Source organism: Buchnera aphidicola str. Bp (Baizongia pistaciae) (genome assembly GCF_000007725.1).
GTDB lineage: Bacteria > Pseudomonadota > Gammaproteobacteria > Enterobacterales > Enterobacteriaceae > Buchnera_B > Buchnera_B aphidicola_H.
Genome location: NC_004545.1, coordinates 436633 through 462808 on the forward strand (window position 1 = coordinate 436633; position 26176 = coordinate 462808).

General features: G+C 24.0%; 19 protein-coding genes. 10 read left to right on the forward strand and 9 right to left on the reverse strand.

All coding sequences use genetic code 11. The features are described 5' to 3' along the window. Window positions 1-852: 852 nt before the first annotated feature. A complete protein-coding gene (gene mutS, locus BBP_RS01895; protein WP_011091493.1) occupies window positions 853-3255 on the reverse strand; it encodes a DNA mismatch repair protein MutS in 2403 nt (800 codons plus the stop codon). 255 nt (window positions 3256-3510) lie between these two features. On the opposite strand from mutS, the gene BBP_RS01900 reads away from it, so the two are divergent. Together BBP_RS01900 and BBP_RS01905 are read left to right on the forward strand one after the other, a co-directional pair. Beyond that, entirely contained in the window at window positions 3511-4146 is a 636-nt protein-coding gene (locus tag BBP_RS01900) for a thiol:disulfide interchange protein DsbA (protein ID WP_011091494.1), read from the forward strand. Between the two features lie 121 nt (window positions 4147-4267). Further along, on the forward strand, window positions 4268-5176 hold the full coding sequence (locus BBP_RS01905) for a 5'-3' exonuclease (protein WP_011091495.1): 909 nt from the start codon (window positions 4268-4270) through the stop codon (window positions 5174-5176). Between the two features lie 315 nt (window positions 5177-5491). Here the strand turns inward: BBP_RS01905 and yihA are convergent, their stop codons facing one another. Continuing rightward, on the reverse strand, window positions 5492-6109 hold the full coding sequence (gene yihA, locus BBP_RS01910; RefSeq protein WP_044010638.1) for a ribosome biogenesis GTP-binding protein YihA/YsxC: 618 nt from the start codon (window positions 6107-6109) through the stop codon (window positions 5492-5494). A 265-nt stretch (window positions 6110-6374) separates the two neighbouring features. Here yihA and typA point away from each other — a divergent pair, with 265 nt between their 5' ends. Beyond that, window positions 6375-8210 carry a translational GTPase TypA gene (gene typA, locus BBP_RS01915; protein ID WP_044010641.1) on the forward strand — a complete coding sequence of 612 codons (1836 nt, stop codon included), beginning with the start codon at window positions 6375-6377 and terminating at the stop codon, window positions 8208-8210. A 44-nt stretch (window positions 8211-8254) separates the two neighbouring features. Here typA and gmk read toward each other — a convergent pair whose 3' ends face one another. The 6 genes from gmk to prfB form a co-directional block, all read right to left on the reverse strand. Further along, the gene (gmk, locus tag BBP_RS01920) at window positions 8255-8878 is read right to left on the reverse strand and encodes a guanylate kinase (RefSeq protein WP_011091498.1); all 624 of its coding nucleotides are present in this window, start codon (window positions 8876-8878) and stop codon (window positions 8255-8257) included. Window positions 8879-9005: 127 nt separating this feature from the next. Next, window positions 9006-9800: a thymidylate synthase gene (gene thyA, locus BBP_RS01925; protein ID WP_011091499.1), complete on the reverse strand. Its 795-nt coding sequence runs from the start codon at window positions 9798-9800 to the stop codon at window positions 9006-9008. A gap of 20 nt (window positions 9801-9820) precedes the next feature. Continuing rightward, window positions 9821-10672: a prolipoprotein diacylglyceryl transferase gene (gene lgt, locus BBP_RS01930; protein WP_011091500.1), complete on the reverse strand. Its 852-nt coding sequence runs from the start codon at window positions 10670-10672 to the stop codon at window positions 9821-9823. A 157-nt stretch (window positions 10673-10829) separates the two neighbouring features. Continuing rightward, on the reverse strand, window positions 10830-12086 hold the full coding sequence (gene lysA / locus BBP_RS01935) for a diaminopimelate decarboxylase (RefSeq protein WP_011091501.1): 1257 nt from the start codon (window positions 12084-12086) through the stop codon (window positions 10830-10832). Between the two features lie 125 nt (window positions 12087-12211). Further along, window positions 12212-13714, reverse strand: coding sequence for a lysine--tRNA ligase (lysS, locus tag BBP_RS01940; RefSeq protein WP_011091502.1), 1503 nt, complete (start codon window positions 13712-13714; stop codon window positions 12212-12214). 60 nt (window positions 13715-13774) lie between these two features. Further along, window positions 13775-14876 (reverse strand): peptide chain release factor 2 gene (gene prfB / locus BBP_RS01945; protein ID WP_148140866.1). Its coding sequence is split into 2 segments (ribosomal slippage): window positions 13775-14818 and window positions 14820-14876, totalling 1101 coding nucleotides; the frame shifts between segments, so codons are not numbered across the junction. A gap of 236 nt (window positions 14877-15112) precedes the next feature. Between prfB and ygfZ the strand changes: the two genes are divergently transcribed. The 7 genes from ygfZ (at window position 15113) to tusA (ending at window position 24540) form a co-directional block, all read left to right on the forward strand. After that, the gene (ygfZ, locus tag BBP_RS01950) at window positions 15113-16069 is read left to right on the forward strand and encodes a tRNA-modifying protein YgfZ (RefSeq protein ID WP_011091504.1); all 957 of its coding nucleotides are present in this window, start codon (window positions 15113-15115) and stop codon (window positions 16067-16069) included. Between the two features lie 126 nt (window positions 16070-16195). Next, complete coding sequence (miaB, locus tag BBP_RS01955) at window positions 16196-17533, forward strand: tRNA (N6-isopentenyl adenosine(37)-C2)-methylthiotransferase MiaB (protein ID WP_011091505.1); 1338 nt, start codon at window positions 16196-16198, stop codon at window positions 17531-17533. Between the two features lie 198 nt (window positions 17534-17731). After that, window positions 17732-18196, forward strand: a complete 465-nt coding sequence (ybeY, locus tag BBP_RS01960; RefSeq protein ID WP_011091506.1) for an rRNA maturation RNase YbeY — start codon at window positions 17732-17734, stop codon at window positions 18194-18196. An 84-nt stretch (window positions 18197-18280) separates the two neighbouring features. Continuing rightward, window positions 18281-19129, forward strand: coding sequence for a CNNM family magnesium/cobalt transport protein CorC (gene corC, locus BBP_RS01965; RefSeq protein ID WP_011091507.1), 849 nt, complete (start codon window positions 18281-18283; stop codon window positions 19127-19129). A gap of 951 nt (window positions 19130-20080) precedes the next feature. Continuing rightward, window positions 20081-22666, forward strand: coding sequence for a leucine--tRNA ligase (gene leuS / locus BBP_RS01975; RefSeq protein WP_011091508.1), 2586 nt, complete (start codon window positions 20081-20083; stop codon window positions 22664-22666). Between the two features lie 49 nt (window positions 22667-22715). Next, window positions 22716-23714, forward strand: coding sequence for a DNA polymerase III subunit delta (gene holA, locus BBP_RS01980; RefSeq protein WP_011091509.1), 999 nt, complete (start codon window positions 22716-22718; stop codon window positions 23712-23714). A 586-nt stretch (window positions 23715-24300) separates the two neighbouring features. After that, on the forward strand, window positions 24301-24540 hold the full coding sequence (gene tusA / locus BBP_RS01985; protein WP_011091510.1) for a sulfurtransferase TusA: 240 nt from the start codon (window positions 24301-24303) through the stop codon (window positions 24538-24540). A 217-nt stretch (window positions 24541-24757) separates the two neighbouring features. Here the strand turns inward: tusA and asd are convergent, their stop codons facing one another. Continuing rightward, a complete protein-coding gene (gene asd, locus BBP_RS01990) occupies window positions 24758-25867 on the reverse strand; it encodes an aspartate-semialdehyde dehydrogenase (RefSeq protein WP_011091511.1) in 1110 nt (369 codons plus the stop codon). Between the last annotated feature and the right edge of the window lie 309 nt (window positions 25868-26176).

A 26176-nucleotide genomic window follows, 5' to 3' on the forward strand; every position in this document is an offset into this window, starting at 1 on the left:
TTATTTTATATTGAGAGTAAAATAAAATTTTATAACGAAATGCTTTTATAAAAACATTTAATAATATAATATAAGTTATTAACTACTAAGAATAATAATAAATTCGAATTTCTTAACTTTAAAACAAAAAAACAAACCAATATTTTAAAATTATTAATTAATTGCTTATATATAATTTAATGCAGTTTAATATTTTTAATAATAATAAATTTCCATGTTAACCAAAATTTATAGCTGAAATTTTAATCAATAATTTTTAATTTTATTCCAACAAAGTAATCTATATAATAACGTTAAAAACATGTTTATTATTTTACTTTATCCACATCTATTTATATAATATCATTATTGAATATATTCACAACGTTAGACATATAATAAAATATATTATTCCAAAATAAATATTTAGAATATTAATACTAAATAAATTATTAATGTTAAAAATTTAAAATATATTAGTGATTACTTATTATTTTTAAACTTATTTTTTGAATTAATTTAATGTTTAAAAATACTAAATAATATAAATGTTTACAAAATTTTAAAACACTTATTAATATATTAATATATTAAAAATTTTTAAAGCTTAAAAAATGAAAAATGTTAAATCTAGCATTAAATTTTTAATACAAAACAATAAAATACATTCTAAATATTTAAAATTTTATTAAATTATCTAATTGCAATAAATAATTTTCAATACTAATCATTGAAACTACTTTGTTTTGTATAAAAATGTTAAATTCCATATTTACAAAAATACAAAATTCTAAATCTAAATCACTTTTTATGATAATAAATAATTATTTAAAAAAATATGTGACATATTTCGTATAAATATTATAACACCTATTAGGGATAGAATTCTTTTAATTTTTTTTTAGCAGATAATAATATACACTTAGGTAACTTAGCTAATGCAGCAACAACTAATCCGTAACTTTTATTAATAAAACCATTTTTTATAACATAAGTAAAAACAATTTCGTTATTGTGTTCTAAAACATCAAAATACATATTCCTAATATTAGAATAATAATTTTTTAATTTAGTTAATTCAAAATAATGCGTAGAAAACAAAGTCATAGCATTTATCTTTCCTGCTAAGTATTCTATACATGCCCAAGCTAATGATAAACCGTCATGCATCGATGTACCTCTTCCTAACTCATCTATTAACACTAAACTATTTGATGTTGAATTACGCAAGATACTTGACATTTCTATCATCTCCATCATAAAGGTTGATTCTCCATAAGCTAAATTATCTGCAGAACCAATCCTAGTAAAAATTTTGTCACATAATCCAATACGTGCATACTTAGCAGGAACAAAACTTCCTATATAAGCCATAATAACAATTAATGCTATTTGACGCATATAGGTACTTTTACCACCCATGTTAGGACCTGTAATAATTAACATATTAGAACTTTTAGATAAATTAATCGAATTTTTAACAAATGGAGTTTTTAATAGATTTTCTACAACTGGATGACGACTATCAGTTAACAATATACCATATTCATCAGAAATTACCGGGCAAACATAATTCAATACGCAAGCTCTTTCGGTTAAATTGTTTAAAACATCTAATTCAGATATAGTATTTACACTTATTTTTAATGAATCTATATATGGAATAATAAAATCAAATAATTCATTATACAAATAATTTTCTATTTCTAATACTTTATCTTTAGCATTATTCACGTTGTTTTCATAATCTAATAATTCTAACGTAGAATATCTAACACAATGCTTCAAAGTTTGAATTTTTTTATAATTATTAGGTGCTAACTTAATATCTTTTTTACTAATTTGAACATAATAACCCAATACTCTATTATTGTTAACTTTTAATGACGTTATATGCAACCGTTTTCTCTCACTAACTTCAAAATACTGTAAATACTCCGAAGCATTATTAGCTATTTTTCTCCATTTATCTAAATCTTTATTATAGTTTTCAGAAATAACATTACCTTCTTTAATTGTTTTAGAAGGACAAACTTTTAAAGAACGTCGTAATAAAATTAATATTGAATTATATTCTTTTATCTTACAACTTATTAGCTCTAATGTTTTACTCTTAGTACTGTTTAATACAAAAATAATCTTAGAAAATTGAAGTAAAGCTGATCTCATAGAAACAAAATCTTTAGGTGAAGCAGACCTGCATGCTATTCTAGATATAATTCTTTCTAAATCTCCTATTCCTTTTAGTAGAAGTGATAAAGACATATAAACAGTTTTTAAAGATTTAATTATATTATGCCGCTTATTAATAATTTTAATATCTTTTATAGGAGCACTTAACCATTTTCGTAATAATCTACCACCCATTGGTGTAGCCGTATTATCAAGAATAGACAACAATGTATGTTCTTTTTTTCCAGAAATATTATTAATAATTTCTAAATTTTTGCGAGTAGCTGAATTCATAAAAATATGATTACAATCATACCTTACTTTTATTGATTTTACGTGAGGTAATAACGAATATTGAATAAATTTTAAATATTTTAATAGACAACCCGCTGCAGATATAGCTAAATTATTCTGATATACTCCAAAACTTTTTAAATTTTTAGTCTTAAAATGACATTTTAATTGCTGATATGCACTATCAATGTTAAAATCATTTAACTTGCATAGTCGAATACCTTTTCTTTTTTCAAAAAAATTCATATAAAGAAAATCTTCTTGTATTAATAACTCTTCTGGATCTGTACGTTGCAACTCTGATATAAAACTTTCAAACGTATCATATTCAGAAATATAAAAATTCCCAGAACATAAATCTAATGTAGCATATCCAAATCTTTTTTTAGAATAATATACAGATCCTAATAAATTATTTTTAGTTTCACTTAAAAATTCTTCATCAATTACTGTTCCAGGGGTCACTACCCTCGAAATTTTTCGTTCAATTAAACCAGTACGTTTATCGATTATATGAGTTTGTTCACATATTACAGCTGATTCACCTATTTTTAATAATTTAGACAAATAACGATTTAATGAAGTATATGGAATACCAGCCATCGGAATCTCTTTTTGTGAAGAATAGCCCCGTTTAGTCAACGTAATATCTAACATTAAAGAAATTCGTTTAGCATCATCAAAAAATAATTCATAAAAATCACCTAATCTATAAAATAAAAACATATTAGGATAATGCAATTTTAATGATAAATACTGTTTTATCATCGGAGTATCATTGTTTTTTTTATTCATTATTATTTTACTCATACAAAAATTTGAATTTTTAAATAATATTTAATAAAACTTCATAATAATTTTAAAGATTTTAGATATATTTTGCTTTATACTTAAACATAATAATACAACAATATTTAAATTATACTTATTAATCAAATTTCGAAAAAATTAGCATATATAGTTAATCAAGACATTTAAACCAAAAAAAATATACTATTTCATTGAGAAATAAAAATATTTATCGGCTATTATACTAAAATTATTTATAAGAAAATTATATATGATATGAAAAATTTTTGGATGTTGTTTTTAATAATATTATTAGGTTTTGATAGTTCGAATAAATCCTTTATCGAGGGAAAAGAATATAGTAAAGTTTATAATAAAATGTCTGATAGACCACCACCCATTATAGAATTTTTTTCATTTTTGTGCCCTTATTGTTACGACCTAGAAAAAAAATATAACATTAACCATTACATACATAAAAAAATTTCAAAAAACTTAATAATAACAAAATATTGCGTAAACTTATCCAATGGAGAATTTGAAAAACAACTACAGAAAATTTGGGCAGTATCTGTTATTAAAAAATTAGAAAAAAAAATTTTAATCCCTATTTTTGAAGGAATACAAAAAAAACATACAATCACTACTATACCAAATTTAATAAATACATTTTTAAAACTAACAAAAATGAATAAACATGACTATGACTTTATTTCAAATAGCTTTGTTGTTAAATCATTTATTTATAAACAAGAACGTATAGAAAAATTTATAAAACTAGATCGTGTACCTGCTACCATTATCAAAGGAAAATATATAATTAACGATATGATCATTCAAAAAAAATCTATAACTAATTTTATTAATAAATATATCGAAATTATTCAATTCTTATTAAATAAAAAATTATAATTTTAAACACTAAAAACTTTATATATTTTTTTAAAAAACATTAATAATAAAATAGTATTTATATACTTAATCATATAAAATCGTATTTAATCACTATATTAATCGTTAAAAAATAATTTTTATGATCATTTATAAAAAAAACGTTAACTATTTATTAATAGATGGAACATCATATTTATATCGTGCTTATTATGCATTTTTAAAATTTAAAAATAATTTTAACAAACCATGTGGGGCAATATATGGAATGCTTAACATGCTAAGAAGTATGCTACTAAAATATCCTTATTCTAACATTGTTGTAATATTTGATTCTCCTCAAAAAACATTTAGAAATGAATTATTTATTCCATATAAAAAAAATAGACCTAAAATGCCAAACGATCTAAAAGAGCAAATCTTACCAATACATCATATTATTAAACACATTGGAATTCCTATTATCTCTATACCTCATGTTGAAGCCGATGATATAATAGGAACATTAGCAACAAAATTGTATAAAAAAAAATATTTCATCTTAATTAGCACTAACGATAAAGATTTAGCACAATTAGTAAATATTCACATACACGTTTTAATTGGAACATCTAACATTGTTTTAGATGAAAGTAAAGTAAAAAAAAAATACGGAATTATCCCAAAATTAATTCCAGATTTATTAGGCTTAATGGGAGATAATTCAGACAATATTCCTGGAGTTCCAACAGTAGGAAAAAAAACAGCACTAATACTACTAAAAACTTTTGGATCACTAGAAAATATTTATAACAATATTGAAAAGATACCAAAATGCTTAATAAAAAAAGCTAAAACTATATATAATAACTTACATACTTATAAAAAGTTAGCTTTCCTTTCACAAAAATTAGCTACTATTAAAACTGACATAAATGTAAATATTACTACCAAAAAAATAAAAATGTTACCTCCATGTACTACAGAAATATCAAACTTTTTTTTACATTACAAATTTTATAACTGGAATAAATTATTAAAACAGGGGTTGTGGTTAAAAAATTGTAAATAAAAAAATATTTTTTTAACGATATTTTATTCAAACATTAAATATAAATGTTAATTTACCTATATGCTAAACTAAATAAATCAATTATTTACAAACATACATACATAAATTATTTCATAACACATTAAAATATGCTATCTCATTATATACCAAAAAAATATATTTTTGCTCCTAAAAACACAACAATATTTTTAAAATATTGTAACATAAATCAAATAATTACTAAAAAACATTAAAATCTTCATTAATTTAATTAACATTAAAAAATTTATATATTAAATTGTTTTATTTTATTAAAAAAATATAAATCAAAGCGATTTATTGACATAATTTTTTATCTGAACTAAACCAATTGTTTAACACAAATTGCAATTTATGTATTCCAATTTTTTTAAATGAAGAAAATAATTCAACATTAATATTATTTGAAAAATTTAACATTTTTTCACGAGTTGAAAATAATTTTGATTTTTGAATTGAACGCGTCACCTTATCCATCTTATTGAGCAATAATAATATTGGAATATTTAAAGAGACAGCTAAATTTATTACCAATTCGTCTATCTCCTTAATAGGACATCGAATGTCAGTAATTATTACTAAACCCTGTAGACATTTTTGGATATTTAAATATTGAAAAATCATTTCTTTCCATTTTTTCGATATAGATCTAGACACTTGAGCATAACCATAACCAGGGAAATCAACTAAACGAATCTCAGACGTAACCGAGAATATATTAATCAATCGCGTTCTTCCAGGAGTTCTACTAATTTTTGCTAACTTTTTTTGATTAGTTAAAGCGTTAATTATTGAAGATTTTCCTGAATTTGAATAACCAACAAACGCAACTTCTAAACCATAATTATATTTTTCTTTTTGAATATTAGCAATACTTTTCAAAAACCATGTCGAATGATAATTTTTCTGAAACAAAATATTGTCCTCAAAAGTCTTTATAATACAACAAATTTTCTGATAATCTATTGTATCAACTAAATACATTATAAATATATAACTTAATATCATACATATACTAACAATTACACTATAAAATAAATATTATTTTAAAATACCTATTTATCAATCATAAAATTAATACAAATATTTTTAATAAAACAAATATTTCGTTACAAAAAATGTTAATATTGCTTCATAATAATAATTATATTTTATATTACATACTATGTCTCTAAATATTATGCAAAAAAAAACAAACAAAAACCTCAGAAATATAGCAATTATTGCGCATGTAGATCACGGAAAAACTACCTTAGTTGATAAATTACTACAACAGTCAGGAACTTTTAAAAAACATGAAGAATTTTCCGAACGAATTATGGATTCAAATGATCTAGAAAAAGAAAGAGGAATTACTATTTTAGCAAAAAACACTGCCATTCAATGGAAAAAATACCGAATAAATATCATTGATACTCCAGGACATGCTGATTTTGGTGGAGAAGTAGAGAGAATTTTATCTATGGTAGATTCTGTATTATTAGTAGTTGATGCTCTTGAAGGACCCATGCCGCAAACTAGATTTGTCACTCAAAAAGCATTCAGTTATGGTATTAAACCAATTGTAGTCATAAATAAAATAGACAGAAAACATGCTCGACCAAACTGGGTTATAGATCAAATATTTGATTTATTTGTTAATCTTAATGCTACAGATGAACAACTAGATTTTCCTACTATATATACTTCAGCATTACTAGGAACATCAGGAGTATCATATAATCATATGAATCCCGATATGATTCCACTATATAATGCTATTGTAAAATATACTCCACCACCAACTGTTTATCCAAATTGTCCATTTCAAATGCAAATTTCACAATTAGATTATGACAACTACTTGGGAATTATTGGTATCGGGCGTATCAACAAGGGATCAGTTACATCAAATCAATCTATATCTATAATTAATAATACTGAAGTTAAAAGAACCGGGAAAATTGGGAAAATATTACAATATTTAGGTCTTAATAAAATTGAAATCAATGAAGCACAATCAGGAGACATAATAGCAATTACCGGAATTGACAAATTAAACATTTCAGATACTATTTGTGATCCTCAATATATTAGTGCTTTACCAATGCTTAAAATAGATGAACCAACAGTAGAAATGCTATTTTCTGTAAATAAATCACCATTTTCAGGAACAGAAGGAAAATATATAACGTCTAGACAAATATTTAATCGTTTAAAAAAAGAAGAAAATTACAACGTAGCTTTAAAAATTAAAGAAACTAACGATACTAACACATTTTCCGTTTCTGGACGAGGAGAATTACACTTATCTATTTTAATTGAAAATATGAGACGAGAGGGGTTTGAACTAGAAGTATCACGTCCTCAAGTAATTTTAAAAACGATTAATGAATTAATACAAGAACCTATGGAAACAGTAGTATTAGACATTGAAAATAAATATCAAGGAACGATCATGAAAACTATAGGACAAAGAAAAGGTACGATATCAAATATTACTCCTGATCAAAACAATGAGCGTACTAGACTAGACTGTATAATAAGTAGTCGTTCTTTAATTGGATTTAGAACAGAATTTTCAACTTTAACATCTGGATCTGGATTATTTTATTCTACTTTTAGCCACTATCAAAAAATAGAATCTAACAAAATTAAAAGACATAGAAATGGTGTATTAATCGCAAACAAAACAGGACAAGCTATTGGATTTTCTTTATTTAATTTACAAAACCGTGGTAAATTATTTATAACACACGGAACAAAAGTCTATGAAGGTCAGATTGTCGGAATTCATAATCGGGTCAACGATTTAACAGTAAATTGTTTATCAGGAAAAAAATTGACCAATATGAGAGCATCAGGTTCTGACGAAGCTATAACGTTAACGACACCAATTAAAATGACCTTAGAATACGCAATTAGTTTTATTAATGATGACGAATTAGTAGAAATTACACCAAAATCTATAAGATTAAGAAAACGTTACTTAAAAGAAAACGAACGAAAAATTTTACTTCGAAATATTAAAGAATAAACAAAAATCTTTATTGTAATAATAAAATACAAAACTAAAAATTTTTATTCATTCAACAAATTACGAATTAATAAATTATTCCTTTGTATTTGATGTTTAATAGATAAATGTGCTACTCTAATAATTTTATACAAATCTGAAACAGCCAAATTAAAGTTATCATTAATAATTAAATAATCATAATCAATATAATGCTTCATTTCAGAAACTGCTTGATTCATTCTCTTTTTTATGATTATATCACTGTCTTGTCCTCGTTTACATAATCTTCTATACAACTCTTCTTTAGACGGAGGTAATATAAATATGCTCTTAGATTCTGGTAGCTTATTCCGAATTTGCCTAGCACCTTGCCAATCTATATCTAAAAAAACATCTGTACCAGTCGACAATCCATAATTAATTTGTTTCTTTGAAGTTCCATAATAATTATTAAATACTTTAGCGTATTCTAAAAATTCTTCTTTATCAATCATGTTTTGAAACTCAGTATTTGATATGAAGTAATAATGTTTTCCATGACATTCCCCTGGTCGTATAATACGAGTTGTATGAGATACTGAAACTTTAATCGAATATAACGGATGAGTATTTACTAATGCTTGAATTAAACTAGATTTTCCAGTTCCACTTGGCGCTGAAACAATAAACAACAAACCTTTAGCCATAATATTCTTAATTATACAAATAGATATTTATCTACACATTTTTAAAATTAAATTCAAAAATAAATCTTAAAACATTCGTTCACGATATATATACGATTTTACATCTTAATTAAACTAAAACAAAACTTTATATTGCTATTTTAGCATGAATAGAAGGATGATATTTATAATTCAATAAATTAAAATCTTGTAAAAGATAATTAAATATTTGAGTAGGTTTTCTGTTAATAACTAATTTTGGAAGTAAATAAGGACGTCTTAAAATTTGTTTTTTAGCTTGTTTGATATGATTTTTATATAAATGCACATCACCGCCAGTCCATATAAAATTACCTACTTTTAGATTACACTGTTGTGCTATCATATGTGTTAATAAAGAATAACTAGCTATATTAAAAGGCAAACCAAGAAAAACATCACAAGATCGCTGATATAATTGACAATGCAAAACGTGATCAACAACGTGAAACTGAAATAATACATGACATGGTAATAATGCCATTTTATGTAAATCACCAACATTCCAACTAGATACAACTATTCTTCGAGAATTTGGATTGTTTTTTATTAAATGTATTACATTATCTATTTGATCAATTACACGTCCATCTTTTGTTTTCCATGATCTCCATTGTTCTCCATAAATTGGACCTAAATATCCACGTTCATCAGCCCATGGATTCCAAATAGATATATTATGATCATTTAAATACTTTATATTTGTATCTCCCTTTAAAAACCACAAAAGTTCATGAACTATAGCAGGAAAATGACATTTTTTAGTCGTAATTAACGGAAATCCCAATTTCAAATTAAATTCCATATGATATCCAAAAACTGATAATGTTCCTATTCCTGTTCGATCTTTCCTATTACTTCCTTCTTTTAATATTTTTTTTAACAAAACCAAATAACTCTTCATATATATATCCAAAACTTATATTATAAAACCTTAACATAAATATTAATTGCAATTAATATACCTAATACAATCATAGGCATTGAAAGTAATTGCCCCATACTAAATGTATTTAAAAACAAACCTATTTGTCTGTCTGGTTGACGAAAAATTTCTAAAAATATGCGAAAACACCCATATAAAATCAAAAATATACTAGAAACGAAACCGAATGGCATAGATTTTTTTGAAAAATAATTTAATACAAAAAACAATACTAAACCTTCTAAAACAAATTCATATATTTGAGATGGATGTCTGGGTAAAACTCCAAATTTTTCTATTAATGATTTTAATTCTAAATTATTCGCTGCTACATTCAGATCTATCTCTCTTGAATTTGGAAATAAAACAGAAAACTTAAAGTCAGGTGCTATTCGCCCCCAAAGCTCTCCATTTATAAAGTTTCCAAGTCTTCCTGCACCTAATCCAAATGGAACTAATGGAACAATAAAATCAGATATTTCTAAAATATGTTTATTTAATTTTTTTGAAAAGAATAATAAAACTATTATAACTCCTAATAATCCTCCATGAAATGACATCCCTCCTTCCCATATTTTTAATATATGGGACATATTTTCAAAAAAAAATACAGGATTATAAAATATAATATATCCAATTCTTCCACCTATAAATAAACCTATAAAACAAGAATATAATAAGTTTTCTACTTCTATTTGTGTTAAATTATAATACTCTGCTCGCGTTTTTCCTCTCCATAATGCAAAAATAAAAGCTAAAAAATACATCAAGCCATACCAACGTATAGGAATGGAAAAAATAGAAAAAATAATAGGACTAAATTGCGGAAAATGAATGTACATATTTCTCATATGCTATATTAAATGCAATTATATTATAAAAAAATTTATTGTATAAAACTGTTTAACTAAAAATAATATTCAATTAAACACAAAGTGGTCAATATTTATTTTGACGTTTTAATTTAAACATCTAGCACAAATAAAAATATAATTTGATTGACAAGGTTTATATGCAATTTATCTCTAATTCTAATAATTCCTTCATAGTTTGGCGACGCCTAATAATATGAAATTCGTTATCTTTAAATAATATTTCAGGGATTAATGGACGACTATTATAATTAGATGACATAGATGCTCCATATGCACCAGTATCATGAAAAACTAAAAAATCTCCTATTTGAACATTAGGTAATATTCTAGTCTTTATATCACCATATTCGTTTTGGGTAAAAACATCTCCTGATTCACATAATGGACCACAAACTACAGCTTCTATTGTATCATCATAGTTAACACAACGCCCATCTCTTGGAATCACAGATATATGATGATAACTACCATACATTGCAGGCCTTATTAAATCATTAAAACCTGAATCAACAAGAATAAAAGTTCTATTATTTGTTTTTTTTATTACTCTAATTTCAGATACTAAGATTCCTGATTCTGCTACTAAAAAACGCCCAGGTTCTATTTCTAATCTTATTGGTCTATTTAAATAATTAGAAATTATCTTTCTTGCTTTGTTCCACAAAAAAAAGTAATTTTTAACATTTACTGGTTCATCGTTACAATGATAGGGAACAGTTAATCCTCCACCTGCAGAAATAACATGTATCTTAAATTTACATTGTAATACTTGATCTATCATCGCTTTACAAACACGTTTTAAATGACAATAATCCACACCAGATCCAATGTGCATATGCAAACCAATTAGTTTAAAATTATATTTTGTAATATACGGAAAAGCTAAATTAATATCCCAAATTCCATGTTTACTATTTTCGCCACCAGTATTCGTTTTTTTACTATGTCCATGACCAAATTTAGGATTTATTCTTAACCAAATATTATGTCCAGGAGATATTTTTCCAACTTGTTCTAACATATCGATTGATCCGATGTTTATTGGAATCTTGTACTGAACTACTTTATTTAACGTTTCCCGCTCAATTATATCAGATGTAAATACTACATCCTGATCCATTGTAAATCTATACTTTGATATTAAAGCTCGTTCAATTTCTCCTAATGAAACTGCATCTATTTTGACATTATATTTATAAAACAAATTTAAAATATGAATGTTAGAACATGACTTTTGTGCAAAACGAATTACATCAAATTGACTCAATTCTTTTATTTTTTTTACTATAATATTAGAATCATATACCCATAAAGGTGTCCCATATTTAGAAACTATCTTTAAAATATCATTACAACTAAAACGTTGTTTTTTTTTTAACAAACCAGACACACTTATTCCCTTTTAAAATTTATTATTTTAATTATTCTTAAAATAATTAAAAAATTAATATTAATATATTCTTAAATTATAAATAAAAGTTTCATGTCAACATACATTATGTACATTTTAAAAAATCAGACTGAAGGCTTTAATATCGGAAAAAAAATTACATCACGAATACTTTTTTGATTAGTTAATAACATTGTTAGTCGATCTATTCCTATTCCTAAACCTGACGTTGGTGGTAATCCATATTCTAAAGCAGTTATATAATCACTATCATATAAAATGTGTTTATCAAAAGAACTAATTTTATTTAAATTATTAATATTATGAGATAGTTTACATTGCATTAAAAACCGTTTTTTTTGATCATCTGCATCATTTAACTCTGAAAATCCATTACCAATTTCATAACCAGAAATAAATAATTCAAAACGATCCACAACATTTTTATTAACATCACTTCTTCTAGACAATGGAGAAACTTCTACTGGATAATCCAAAATAAAGGTAGGTTGAATTAATTTTTTTTCAACTGTTTTATTAAATATTTCAAGAATCAACTGACCTGCGTTTAATTTTTTTTTGACATTAATTCCTAATTTCTTTACAATTTTATTCATTTTTACTTCATCATTTAAATCTGATAATCTAATACTAGGATTATATTTTAATATTGCCTCTTTAAGAGTACACCTAAAAAATTTTTTTTTAAAATCAATAATATTAGTACCATGTTTAACCTGACTATTACCCACAATTTCCTTTACTAAAAACATCAATAACTTTTCAGTAAAATTCATCATGTCATGGTAATTAGAATAAGCCATATACACTTCCATCATTGTAAACTCTGGATTATGACGTGTCGATATACCTTCGTTTCGAAAACTTTTATTAATTTCAAAAATTTTATTAAAACCTCCAACAATTAATCTTTTTAAATACAATTCAGGTGAAATTCTTAAATATAAATCTATCTCTAAAGTATTATGATGAGTAATAAACGGGCGTGCAGAAGCCCCCCCAGGAATATTTTGCATCATAGGTGTTTCTACTTCCAAAAATTTTTTTTTCAACATATACTTTCTAATATTAATAAAAATTAAAGACCTAATTTTAAAAATAGAACATAATGTCCTATTACTAATAAGATCTAAATACCTCTGTCGATATCTAGTTTCTTGATCAGACAATCCATGAAATTTACTTGGCAAAGGTTTTAATGCTTTAGTTAATAATTTTATTTCTGTGCAATGAATAGACAACTCTCCAGTTCTTGTTTTAAACAATTTTCCTTTTGCTCCCAAAATATCACCTAAATCCCATTTTTTAACAAACTGTTTATAAAAATTCAAAGCAAATAAATTCTCTTGAATATATAATTGAATTTCTCCTTCAAAATCTTTTAATATAAAAAAAGAACTTTTACCCATAATACGCTTATTTGTCATCCGTCCAGCTACGCTAACACAAATTTTTAATGAAAACAGTTGATCTCTCGTATAATCTTTATATCTTTGTGTCAAATCTGAAAAATTATTTTTTGGCTTAAAATCATTTGGAAAATTATATCCATGTTTTTTTATATAATTTAATTTTTCCCTACGCTCTTTTTCTTCATTTATCAACATGTCTATATATTTCCTATGATTATAAAGTGTACACTTTAAATATATATTGTAGAAAAATTATTATAATCCATTTCTTAAACTACATTCAACAAATAGATCTAATCCTCCATCTAAAACAGACTGAATATTTTTACTTTCTACACCTGTCCTTAAATCTTTAATACGAGAGTTATCTAACGTATATGAACGTATTTGATGTCCCCATCCTATATTCAATTTATTATTCTCTAATATCTTTTGTTGACATTTTTTTTCATTTATTAGTTGTTCATAAAGCTTTGCTTTTAATTGTTTCATAGCTTGATCTTTATTTTTATGTTGAGATCTATCATTTTGACATTGCACAACTATACCTGTAGGTAAATGTCTAATTCTAACTGCAGATTCAGTTTTATTAACATGTTGCCCTCCTGCACCTGAAGCGCGATATACATCAATTTTTAAATCACGAGTGTTAATATCAACATTAATAGCATCGTCTAAAATAGGATACACATATACAGAAGAAAAAGATGTATGTCTTCTATGGTGCGCATTAAATGGACTTTTTCGAACTAAACGATGTATACCAGTTTCAGTACGAAACCAACCGAATGCATACTTCCCTAATACCTCAATAGTAGCAGACTTTATACCTACTACTTCACCATATGTTTGTTCAATAATATCTATTTTAAATTTTTTTGATTCTGCCCATCTTACATACATGCGCAATAACATGCTTGCCCAATCTTGAGCCTCCACCCCGCCTGATCCAGATTGTATATCTACATAACAACTCAAATAGTCATATTTACCTAAAAACATACTACATTTTTCTAGTTCATGAATAGATTTTTCAATGTTTTTAAATTCATATAAAACATTATCTAATATACTATTTATATTATTTGAATTTTCTAAATTTAAAATGTCAATTAATTCTTGAACATCATTATCTATTTTTGTTATTTGAGTTACTACAGATATTAATTGATTTTTTTCTTTGTTTATTTTTTTTATTAAACTTGGATGTTTCCAAGTTTCAGGAAGTTTTAATTCCATATTTATTTCTAGCAATCTATTTTTTTTTATATCGTAATCAAAGACGCCTCTTAAGTTTGTTTATTTGAGAAACTAAATTTGTTATACGATCATTAATTATATTATTATTTTTAAACATACTTCTTTCACACATCTTATGCACCAACATATAATCGTTTTAGGTAAAATAAACAATAGTAATATACTAATTATAATATAATTTTTATACTACAAGTTTTAAATAAAGTATTATATCTAATATATAAAAATATATTTTACCAAAACAACATAATATTAACACAAAAATTTTATAACAATGTTTAACACATTTTAAATACAATTCATCAATCAAACATAAACGTAATTAATAAAAATATGAACAATGAACTTATAGAATATAACTTACATTTTTCTAAAACGATTAAACTAACATTTTTAAAAGATTGGTCATTTATAACAGTAACAGGAAAAGATTGTTTTAATTATCTACAAGGCCAAATAACATATAATCTAAAATTATTAAAATCAAATAAACATATAATATGTTCACATTGCACAATTGATGGTAAAGTACTGAGTATTTTACGCCTATTTATGCATAACGACGGATATGCGTATATTCTAAGAAAAAGCACATCTAAATTTCAAATTAATGAACTTAAAAAATATTCGATCTTTTCTCATGTGAACATATGTCAAAAAAAAGACATTATACTACTCGGAATAATGGGACGAGAAGCTAGAACAAAGTTACTCCAAATTTTTAAGAATATCCCACATGAACGCGATTCCGTATACCAAGAAAATGATGTTATCATCCTTAAATATGATCAACCACACGAAAGATACTTAATAATTATTAAAAAGCATAATTTAATTCTTAATAAAATATTATCATTAGTAGACAAAATATATCACCATAAAATATGGTTAGCTCTAGAAATAGCCTCGAACTTTCCTATTATCGATTACAATATAAATAAAAAATTTTTTCCTCAATCACTTAATTTAGAAAAATTAAACGGACTGGATTTAAAAAAAGGATGCTATTATGGACAAGAAATGATCGCTAAAATACACTTTAAAAAACTCAATAAACATTATTTACATTGGTTATCCGGTTATTCCTATCCTATCCCCAAAATTGGAGATAATATCGAGCAAAAAAAAAATAAAAACTTTAGTTCATGCGGATGGATATTATCTGTAGTTAAATTGTCTACGACAAAAATATGGATACAAGCAGTATTAAAACATTATAATCACTATAAAACCAATGTTTTTAGAATTAAAAATAAAATTAATAGTTTTTTTTACATAACTGACGAATAAAAAACAAAATTTTAATATTTATGTAATACTACTAACAAATCTCAATATAAAAATATTGAAATATAATTTAAGTGCTAAAACTAATTGAAATACAAATAACTATATATATGGTTTTAAAAAAAAAATATGAAAAACAATAAAATATATATAAAAACATGGGGCTGTCAAATGAATGAATATGATTCAGCCTTGATTACTCAAATCTTAAAGCAAAAACATGGATACGAAAATACAAAAGATCCAAAATTAGCTAATGTTTTAATATTAAATACATGTTCAATACGAGAAAAAGCACAAGAAAAAGTTTTTCATCAATTAGGAAGATGGAAAAAATTAAAACAAAAAAATCCAAATTTAATTATCGCAGTTGGAGGATGCGTAGCAACACAAGAAGGAAAAAATATCTATAAACGTGCTAACTATGTTGATATTATTTTTGGAACACAAACTTTACATTATTTACCAAACATGATACAAGAGGTAAAAAAAAATAAAAAAAGCGTTACTAATATCGACTTTCCCTTAACCGAAAAATTTAATTTCATAGAATACCCTCGTAAACCTAAAGTCACAGCTTTTGTATCTATTATGGAAGGATGCAACAAATTTTGTTCATTTTGTATCGTACCATATACAAGAGGACACGAAATTAGTCGCCCAGTAGATGATATTTTGTTAGAAATATCTACTTTATCTAGTAGAGGAGTAAAAGAAATACATTTACTTGGGCAAAATGTAAACTCATATAAAGGGAAAACTTTTAATGGAGATATTTGCAAATTTTCTAATCTATTAAGACTAGTTGCATCTATTGATGGAATTGATAGAATACGATTTACTACTAGTAATCCATTTGAATTTACTGATGATATCATTGAAATCTACGCTGAAATTCCAAAAATAGTTAGCTTTCTCCATTTACCTGTGCAAAGTGGTTCTAATCGAATATTACAATTAATGAAAAGAATGCACACCATTGATGAATATAAAACTATTATTAATAAAATACTTAAATTACGTCCTAATATTCAAATTAGTTCAGATTTTATCATCGGATTTCCAGGAGAAACATTAATAGATTTTGAACAAACATTACAATTAATTAAAGATTTAAACATTGATATGAGTTATAGCTTTATCTATTCACCAAGACCTGGAACACCTGCTTCAGAATTACAAGACAATGTTACATTATGCGAAAAACAGAAGCGACTACATATATTACAAACTTTAATACGTAATAACACTACAATGTGGAACCAAAAAATGCTTGGTAGTATACAATCGGTTTTAGTTGAAGGTAGATCTCAAAAAAATCCTAAGGAATTATTTGGACGAACTGAAAATAATAGAATAGTTAATTTTAAAGGTAATCAAAATATGATTGGAGAATTTATAAATTTAAAAATAACTAAAATAAATCCAAATTCTTTACGTGGTTCTTACGAAAAAAGAAATAACTAAAAATAGAATTGTCAATAAAATATTATTAATTAATAATTCGATGTTACAAACTGATGACAATGTCTCAAAAAAAAACTATAAAATAAAATAATCTATATGTTATCAACATTTGATATAAACCTATTATATAAACATTTTATTTAAATAATTCATATCTATTATTTATAAACCAATCATACTTATGTGTACTATTATTACATGAATAAAAAAATTACTTTAAACATACAAATAGCTAGCAAAAAAATAATATTCTTACCTAAAAAATGTCAATATCTAATATGGATTAGATCGAGTTTAATGCATGTTTATCAATCAAATATTAAAGTTTTAATCCGTATAGTAGAAAAATCAGAAATTAAATCGCTAAACTATAAATTTAGACAAAAAAATAAAGCTACTAACATATTATCATTTTCATATATTAATGATAAAATGATAGACAAAAATTATATAGGAGATTTAATAATTTGTTCAGAAATTGTAACCGAAGAAGCAAAAAAAAAAAATGTGACATTAGAATCACACTGGGCACATATAACTATACATGGAATATTACATCTACTAGGTTACAATCATGACAATTTAAACAATAGAATTAAAATGGAATATTTAGAAACCAAAATAATGGCATCATTAAATTACAAAAATCCTTATATTTATTAAAAATCTAATTATATACTCAAAAATGATATTTTTTAACGAACTTTTAAAAATTAATTTAAATTGTAAAATTAATACTATAACACCATGAGTGACGATAATGCACAACATAGCGACAAAGAGAACAAAAAGGGTTTTTTTTCTATTTTATTAAGTCAAATTTTTCATGATGAACCAAAAAATAAAGAAGAATTATTAACATTAATAAAATATTCCGAAGAAAACGAGCTAATAGATCGAGAAACTGGCCACATGCTTGAAGGAGTAATACATATTACTAAACAAAAAATACGAGACATTATGATTCCGAGACCACAAATGATTACTTTAAAATTAACATATTCTTTAGAACAATGTTTAGATGTAATTACAAAATCTCTACATTCAAGATTTCCAGTTATGAGTGAAAACGAAAATTACGTAGAAGGATTCTTAATAACTAAAGATTTACTACCTTTTATAAAAAATAATACCGAAATGTTTTGCATAAAAAAAATATTACGTCCTGCTATAGTTGTTCCAGAAAGCAAACATGTTAATCATATGCTAAAAGAATTTAGATTAACCAAAAATCATATGGCAATTGTTATTGATGAATTCGGGGTAGTATCTGGATTAGTAACTATTGAAGATATACTTGAATTAATAGTAGGTAATATTGAAGATGAATATGATGAAACTAAAAAAAATATTTGTCAATTAAATCAATCTACTTTTATAATAAAATCATTAACTTCTATTAAAGAATTTAATGAAACTTTTAATACCAATTTCAATGATGAAGAAGTTGATACTATTGGCGGTTTAGTAATGAAAAAAATAGGACATCTACCAATAAGAGGCGAATATATAAATATTAATCAATATAAATTTAAAATTCATATTGCAAATAATAGAAGAATTATACTATTACAAGTTACCATTCCAAAAAAATAAAACACAAATATTTAAACATATCATATCCTCTATAAGAATTTCATCTAATTTACATGTAACTTACATTAAATATTTAAAATAAAACTTAATAAAATTAGCATTAATTTTTTATTTTTATAAATTTCTTTTAAAATGTTCTAGAAATATTATATATATGCAAACAAAATAATAGATTTTTTGAAAATACTAAATTTTCTAAAAGCTTTTATTTTTAAAATTTTAATTTATTAAAACTTCAAAAAAAAATAAATAATTTTTAAATAAATTAAAAAAACTAAATGATATCATAGCTATACAACAATAATTTTATATTCAATATTTAATTTATTTATTCACCATCATCTTAAAAATCATAGATGTTTTAATTAGTTCTAAAAAATATTTACATTCTATTAAAATCAAACTACATATAAATAAAATTACTCATAATAATATTACATATTATATAAAAAAGATTAATATTTAAACTTAACATTAAAAACAACATTTTTTTAAAACTATTAAAATACAAATAATATATTAATATTATAAATATATAAATTAAAATAATAATTAAATTAATCTTATTAAGATTATTATTAATGAAATAATTATTTAATATTAAAGTATTTAATATAAAAACATGCATAACCCAAATGAAACTTTAATATACAAAATAATAACTTTAAAATTTATAAAACTATTATAAAAATTAGAATTAAAAACACAACTATTCCATAAATATAGATACAATAACATTTATATTTAAAACATTTATATTAGTAACAACGTGATTTCTAAAAAAAATAAATTTTTTTTATTTTGATACTAAACATTGAGTTTAAATTCTAATAAAAAACTTAAAAACATTACACTCTAGATACACAAATCAACATCTTCTATAAAGAGTATAAAAAATTATCAAATTTATGCTATTAATTTAATTTATACATAATAAGGTTTATAAAAAATATGAAACAAAACTATTGTCCAAAAACAATCGAACCATATGTCCAAAGTATTTGGAAAAAAAAAAATACATTTAAAGTTACTGAAAATTCTAATAAAGAAAAATTTTATTGTCTTGCTATGATCCCTTATCCCTCTGGAAAACTACACATGGGACATGTTAGAAATTATACTATTAGCGATGTCATTGCGAGATACCAACGTATGTTGGGAAAAAACGTATTACATCCTATGGGATGGGATGCTTTTGGATTACCAGCAGAAAATGCAGCAATAAAAAACAATACTCATCCAGCACAATGGACTTATGAAAACATAAAATATATGAAGCAACAATTAATATCATTAGGTCTAAGTTATGATTGGGACAGAGAAATAACTACTTGTAAACCTGAATACTATCAATGGGAACAATGGTTTTTTATAGAATTATATAAAAAAAATCTCGTATACAAAAAAAAATCTTGGGTTAATTGGTGTGAATATGATAAAACTGTACTAGCCAACGAACAAGTAATTAATGAATTATGTTGGCGTTGTAATAATAAAGTAATCAAAAAAAAAATTTTTCAATGGTTTATAAAAATTACAAAATATGCTGAGGAATTACTAAATGATTTAGATAATTTGCCAGAGTGGCCCGAAAAAGTTAAAACTATGCAACATAATTGGATTGGACGAAATCATGGTATAAAAATTAAATTAAAACTCGCTAATCAACATACAATATTAAATGATGTATTTATATCTAAACCAAGTACTTTAATGGGTGCTACTTTTATAACTCTTTCTCCATCTCACGAATTATCTTTTAAAATTGCTCGCAAAAAGCATAAAATTCAAGAATTTATTGAAAATTGTTCTTCTAATACAAATACATATAATGATATCAATAACACAAACATAGGCATCAATACAAACGAATTTGCTTTGCATCCAATCACAAAAAAAAAATTACCAATATGGATTACCAATTATGTTTTATCAGATTATGATACCAATTCCATATTATGCGTACCAGCACACAATCAACACGACTTAAACTTTGCTATAAAATACAACTTAAAAATTAAAGCCGTAATTTTAAATTTAGATGGAACAGAACCTAAAATAAAAAATACTGCAATGACTAGTATGGGAAAATTATTTAATTCTAATCAATATAACAACTTAAACTATCAAGAAGGAAGTTATAGAATTATTCAAGATTTAGAAAATAATCATATAGGAAAAAAAATTACCTACTATCGTTTAAGAGATTGGAGTATATCCCGGCAGCGCTACTGGGGAGCTCCTATTCCTATGGCAGTTCTTGAAAACAAAAAAAACGTCCCTATACCAAAACAATATTTACCAATAATATTACCTGAAACAATACCATTCAAGAACATTAAACCTTTATCAAATAATATTTTATTAAAAAAGATATATATTGATGAAAAAATTGCTATTTGTGAATCAGATACCTTTGATACATTCCTAGAATCATCTTGGTATTACGCTAGATTTACATGTAATAATTTTCATAAGGGAATGATTAGTCAAAAACTTGCTAATTATTGGTTACCGGTAGATCAATATATTGGAGGTATTGAGCATGCAGTTATGCATTTAATATATTTCCGTTTTGTACACAAATTATTACGTGATCTAGGATTAGTTTATTCTAATGAACCAGTTAAAAAACTATTATGTCAAGGAATGGTATTATCAGACGCATTCTATTACTTTGATCACAACAAACAAAAACAATGGATTTCAGCTAAATCCATAACAATAAAATATGATTCTAATCATAAAATTCAATCACATTTTTATTCTAATAACAAAAAAATATTTCACGCAGGAATGATTAAAATGTCTAAATCTAAGTTTAATGGAATTGAACCAGAAGATATAATTAAGAAATATGGAACAGATACGATAAGACTATTTATTATGTTTGCTGCACCTGTAGAATCAGCGTTAGAATGGAAAGAATCTGGAGTAAAAGGTATACATAAATTTTTAAAAAAATTGTGGGTATTATCTTATAATCATATCAAACTTTACAACCATAAAATTAAGTTACGTATTAATTTATTCACTGAACAACAACAACACATCTACTCTGAATTACATAAAACAATTAAAATCGTATCACAATATATCACTGATACGCAATCTTTTAATGTAGCAATTTCTAAAATAATGAAGTTTTCTAATACATTAATGTCAATTTCTTTAAAAAATGAACAAAACCAAGCATTAATGCAAGAATCATTGTTAGCTGTTATACAAATGCTTTATCCATTCATACCACATTTTAGTTTTGCAATATGGGAATTTTTATCACCAAAAAAAGAAAACATCGATTTTATCTCCTGGCCAAAATATAATTTTAAAGCAATTTTATCGAAACTAAAATACACCATAATAATACAAATTAATGGAAAAAAACGACACAAAATCCTTGCATTAAAAAATTCTTCTCAAGAAAAAATATTAGAAATAATTTTGAATGAAAACAAAATAAAAAAATATTTAAATAATAAACCTATACAAAAAATTATTTACATTCCTAATAAAATATTAAATTTGGTAATCTAAAAACATACATATTTTATATCTCTAAAAACATTAAACAAAGCAAACCTTTATGAAAATAATACATTCTGAAAATTTATTTTCTTACTCTTTTAAAACCTTAAGTTCTTATTATGTTATTGTCGGAAACGTCAAACATCTAATTCAACAAAGTACAAATATTATTCTAAATCTAGCAAAAAAAAATGGATTTTCTAAAATGTCGAAAATAATATTTTGCGATCCTATTTATATAAACAATATAATACTATCTGCTAAATCACAAAATTTATTTTTTAAAAAAAAAATTATATCAATATCTTTCAAAAAATATATCTCAATAAAAGAAGTACAAAACTACATACTTAAATTAAAAAAATATTTACACACTAATTTGTTATTAATAATTTACATATATTCAACAAATACCAATATATTAAATAAAATCAACACAAAAATTTTTCCACCTAACGGAACTATGATAACTTGTACGTTTTTTAATCAAAATAATATATCCATTTGGACTAAATATAAAATAAAAAATATAAAAATGAACATAACTAAAAATGCTGAAAATTTATTAATTCAATATCATCAAGGAAACGTTTTACACTTAAACAACACATTAAACATTTTATCACTAGTATGGAAAAACAAATTAATTAATACCTTATCAATCACTAATTTTATTGAAGACTGTTCTATTTTCAAACCACTTCAATGGATTAATGCACTATTAAACAACAACTTACAGTTCTCTATTAAAATATTAAACCAGTTTGAAAATCAAAATTTTAATCCAATTATTTTAATACGTTATTTACAACATGACTTATTAACAATATTATTAATAAAACGAGATGATGTAAAAAACTATTACAACATTCTAAAAAATAGAAATACTAATAAAAATAGACATTCATTAATAATTAATTATGCTAGACGCAAACATTATAAAACTATTTATAAATCTATTAAATTACTAACATTAATAGAGTTACAAATAAAAAAAAATAATACAAAATTAATATGGCTTCCTTTTTATACTTTATCTATAATAATTTGCTTATAAAAAATATAATACTGTCTACTCAATAGATAATTTATTTCAATTTCAAAACAAAATAGTAAAATTCGATACAAAATAAAAAATTACAATGTTTTTTTAGTTTAATTTACTACAGATAATATATAATATGCTGTTAATTTTAATTTTAACAAACAAAATTCATATTTACATAGCTATAATATATAGTTTATATGTAAGTATATAATATCCACAATACTTATTTAAAAACCATTTATGAATAAATGATCTATCTATATAGCTACACAAAAATATGCAAAAAAATATAAAAAATACAATAAATTCACTATTATTATGTCTTTCATAAAATTAAAGCTTTAAACATTTTAACGTCACACTTATGATTATTTTTTTAAAAATTATTTACAAAAATAAAATATAAAAAATATAAATTTTTCTAAAACCTAAATTACTATTCTCTATATCTATTATCACATACAACGCAAAAACTAATAATAATTTACTATATAAAAACAGAGTATTCAAAATAAAAAAATATATTTTTTATAAATCATCAAACACAATAGATATAGTTACAATGTAAATTACTTTAATAATTTTAAACAAAAATATGACTGTTGACAACAATGTCTTAGACTTAAGAAAATTACGATGTCCTGAACCAATTATGTTATTAAGAAAAAAAATACGAGAAATTAAAAATGGAACCACATTATTAATACTCTCAGATGATCCGTCGACTATAAGAGAAATTCCTCAATATTGTAAGTTTATGCACCATAAGTTATTAAAAATAAACACAAAAGATACAATTTACAAATTTTGGATACAAAAAACTCATAAAATGTAAACTTATTTTATAATTTGTATTCATGCACGTACTTGATTAAACGTTAATATTAAAAAAACATATATTTAATTAAACATTACATTTTACATACATACTTTTTCAAAAATAAAATTATCACTAACAATTATTAACGTCACAAATAATTGTTAGTGATATATAAATTTAAAATCTTGAATAATTTTTTGTAAATAAGATCCATAGAACTAAAGTTCTAATTTTAGATCAAAAATTTTAACATACGACGCAGAGGTTCTGAAGCCCCCCATAATAACTGGTCACCAACAGTAAATGCAGACAAATATTTTTGGCCTATGTTTAATTTTCTTAATCTCCCAACAGGAGTATTTAAGGTTCCAGTTACTGCAGCAGGAGTTAATTCTGTCATTGTATCATGTTTTCTGTTGGGAATAACTTTCGTCCAAGAATTATGATTTAATAAAATTTGTTCAATTTCTGGTATAGAAATATCTTTTTTCAATTTTATAACAAAAGATTGGCTGTGACAGCGTAATGCTCCTATTCGAACACATAAACCATCAATTAAAATATCTTTATTAGAAGACAAAATTTTATTGGTTTCTGCTTGAATTTTCCATTCTTCTCGACTTTGTCCATTTCTCATTTTTTTATCAATCCAAGGTATTAAACTTCCCGCTAATGGAACTTTGAAATTTTTTTTAGGAAATTTATCAGAACAACTTAGATTTCTAACTTTTTTCTCTATATTTAAAATACTATGAGCTGGATTTCCTAAATAACCAGAAGCTTCAGTATACATAGATCCCATTTGCATTAATAATTCTTCAATATATTTAGCTCCGCTTCCTGAAGCAGCTTGATATGTAGAAACCGTAATCCATTCTATAAGTTTTTCAGAAAAAAGACCACCTAATGACATTAACATTAAACTAACAGTACAATTTCCACCTACAAATGTTTTAAACCCACTATCAATAGATTCTCTAATCGTATTAGAATTAACTGGATCAAGTATAATTACAGTATCTTGATTCATTCTTAAAACTGATGCAGCATCTATCCAATAACCATTCCACCCAATATCACGTAATTTAAAATACACTTTGTTAGTATAATCACTACCTTGACAAGAAATAAGAATATCTAGTTCTTTTAATATATCCAGATCATACGCATCTTTTAATACACCAAAATATTCCCCATTAATTGTTGGCCCCTTACTATTTTTTTGAGAAGTAGAAAAAAAAATAGGATTAAAATGAAAAAAGTCATTTTCACATATCATTCGTTCTACTAAAACAGACCCAACCATACCTCTCCAACCAATCAAACCAATATTTTTTTTCATCAGAAAAAATACCCAATTATTAGAAATGATACACCAATTCTACCATATCATAAATTAACGAACGCACTTACCAATTACATTTTAATAAAAATACGACAACGATATTATTTATTATATATGTTATATTCGTTTTAATAAAACTTTATTAAAAATACCTAACATTCAAAAACCAAAATATTCTCTTAAATTCTTTTTAAAAAAATGATAAAGATTTAAAGTGCTAAAAAACTTTAAAAAACACAATCTTAATATATTTAAATATAACAGCGTCTCTCAATATTAAAACTATGTTAGTTCACAATATTACTT

Coding starts and splice junctions, on each gene's coding strand:
- holA (WP_011091509.1), top strand. CDS start 22,716: ATGAAAATAATACATTCTGAAAATTTATTTTCTTACTCTTTTAAAACC.
- BBP_RS01905 (WP_011091495.1), top strand. CDS start 4,268: ATGATCATTTATAAAAAAAACGTTAACTATTTATTAATAGATGGAACA.
- mutS (WP_011091493.1), bottom strand. CDS start 3,255: ATGAGTAAAATAATAATGAATAAAAAAAACAATGATACTCCGATGATA.
- thyA (WP_011091499.1), bottom strand. CDS start 9,800: ATGAAGAGTTATTTGGTTTTGTTAAAAAAAATATTAAAAGAAGGAAGT.
- asd (WP_011091511.1), bottom strand. CDS start 25,867: ATGAAAAAAAATATTGGTTTGATTGGTTGGAGAGGTATGGTTGGGTCT.
- miaB (WP_011091505.1), top strand. CDS start 16,196: ATGAAAAACAATAAAATATATATAAAAACATGGGGCTGTCAAATGAAT.
- typA (WP_044010641.1), top strand. CDS start 6,375: ATGCAAAAAAAAACAAACAAAAACCTCAGAAATATAGCAATTATTGCG.
- leuS (WP_011091508.1), top strand. CDS start 20,081: ATGAAACAAAACTATTGTCCAAAAACAATCGAACCATATGTCCAAAGT.
- lysS (WP_011091502.1), bottom strand. CDS start 13,714: ATGTTGATAAATGAAGAAAAAGAGCGTAGGGAAAAATTAAATTATATA.
- ygfZ (WP_011091504.1), top strand. CDS start 15,113: ATGAACAATGAACTTATAGAATATAACTTACATTTTTCTAAAACGATT.
- BBP_RS01900 (WP_011091494.1), top strand. CDS start 3,511: ATGAAAAATTTTTGGATGTTGTTTTTAATAATATTATTAGGTTTTGAT.
- gmk (WP_011091498.1), bottom strand. CDS start 8,878: ATGGCTAAAGGTTTGTTGTTTATTGTTTCAGCGCCAAGTGGAACTGGA.
- tusA (WP_011091510.1), top strand. CDS start 24,301: ATGACTGTTGACAACAATGTCTTAGACTTAAGAAAATTACGATGTCCT.
- lgt (WP_011091500.1), bottom strand. CDS start 10,672: ATGAGAAATATGTACATTCATTTTCCGCAATTTAGTCCTATTATTTTT.
- ybeY (WP_011091506.1), top strand. CDS start 17,732: ATGAATAAAAAAATTACTTTAAACATACAAATAGCTAGCAAAAAAATA.
- corC (WP_011091507.1), top strand. CDS start 18,281: ATGAGTGACGATAATGCACAACATAGCGACAAAGAGAACAAAAAGGGT.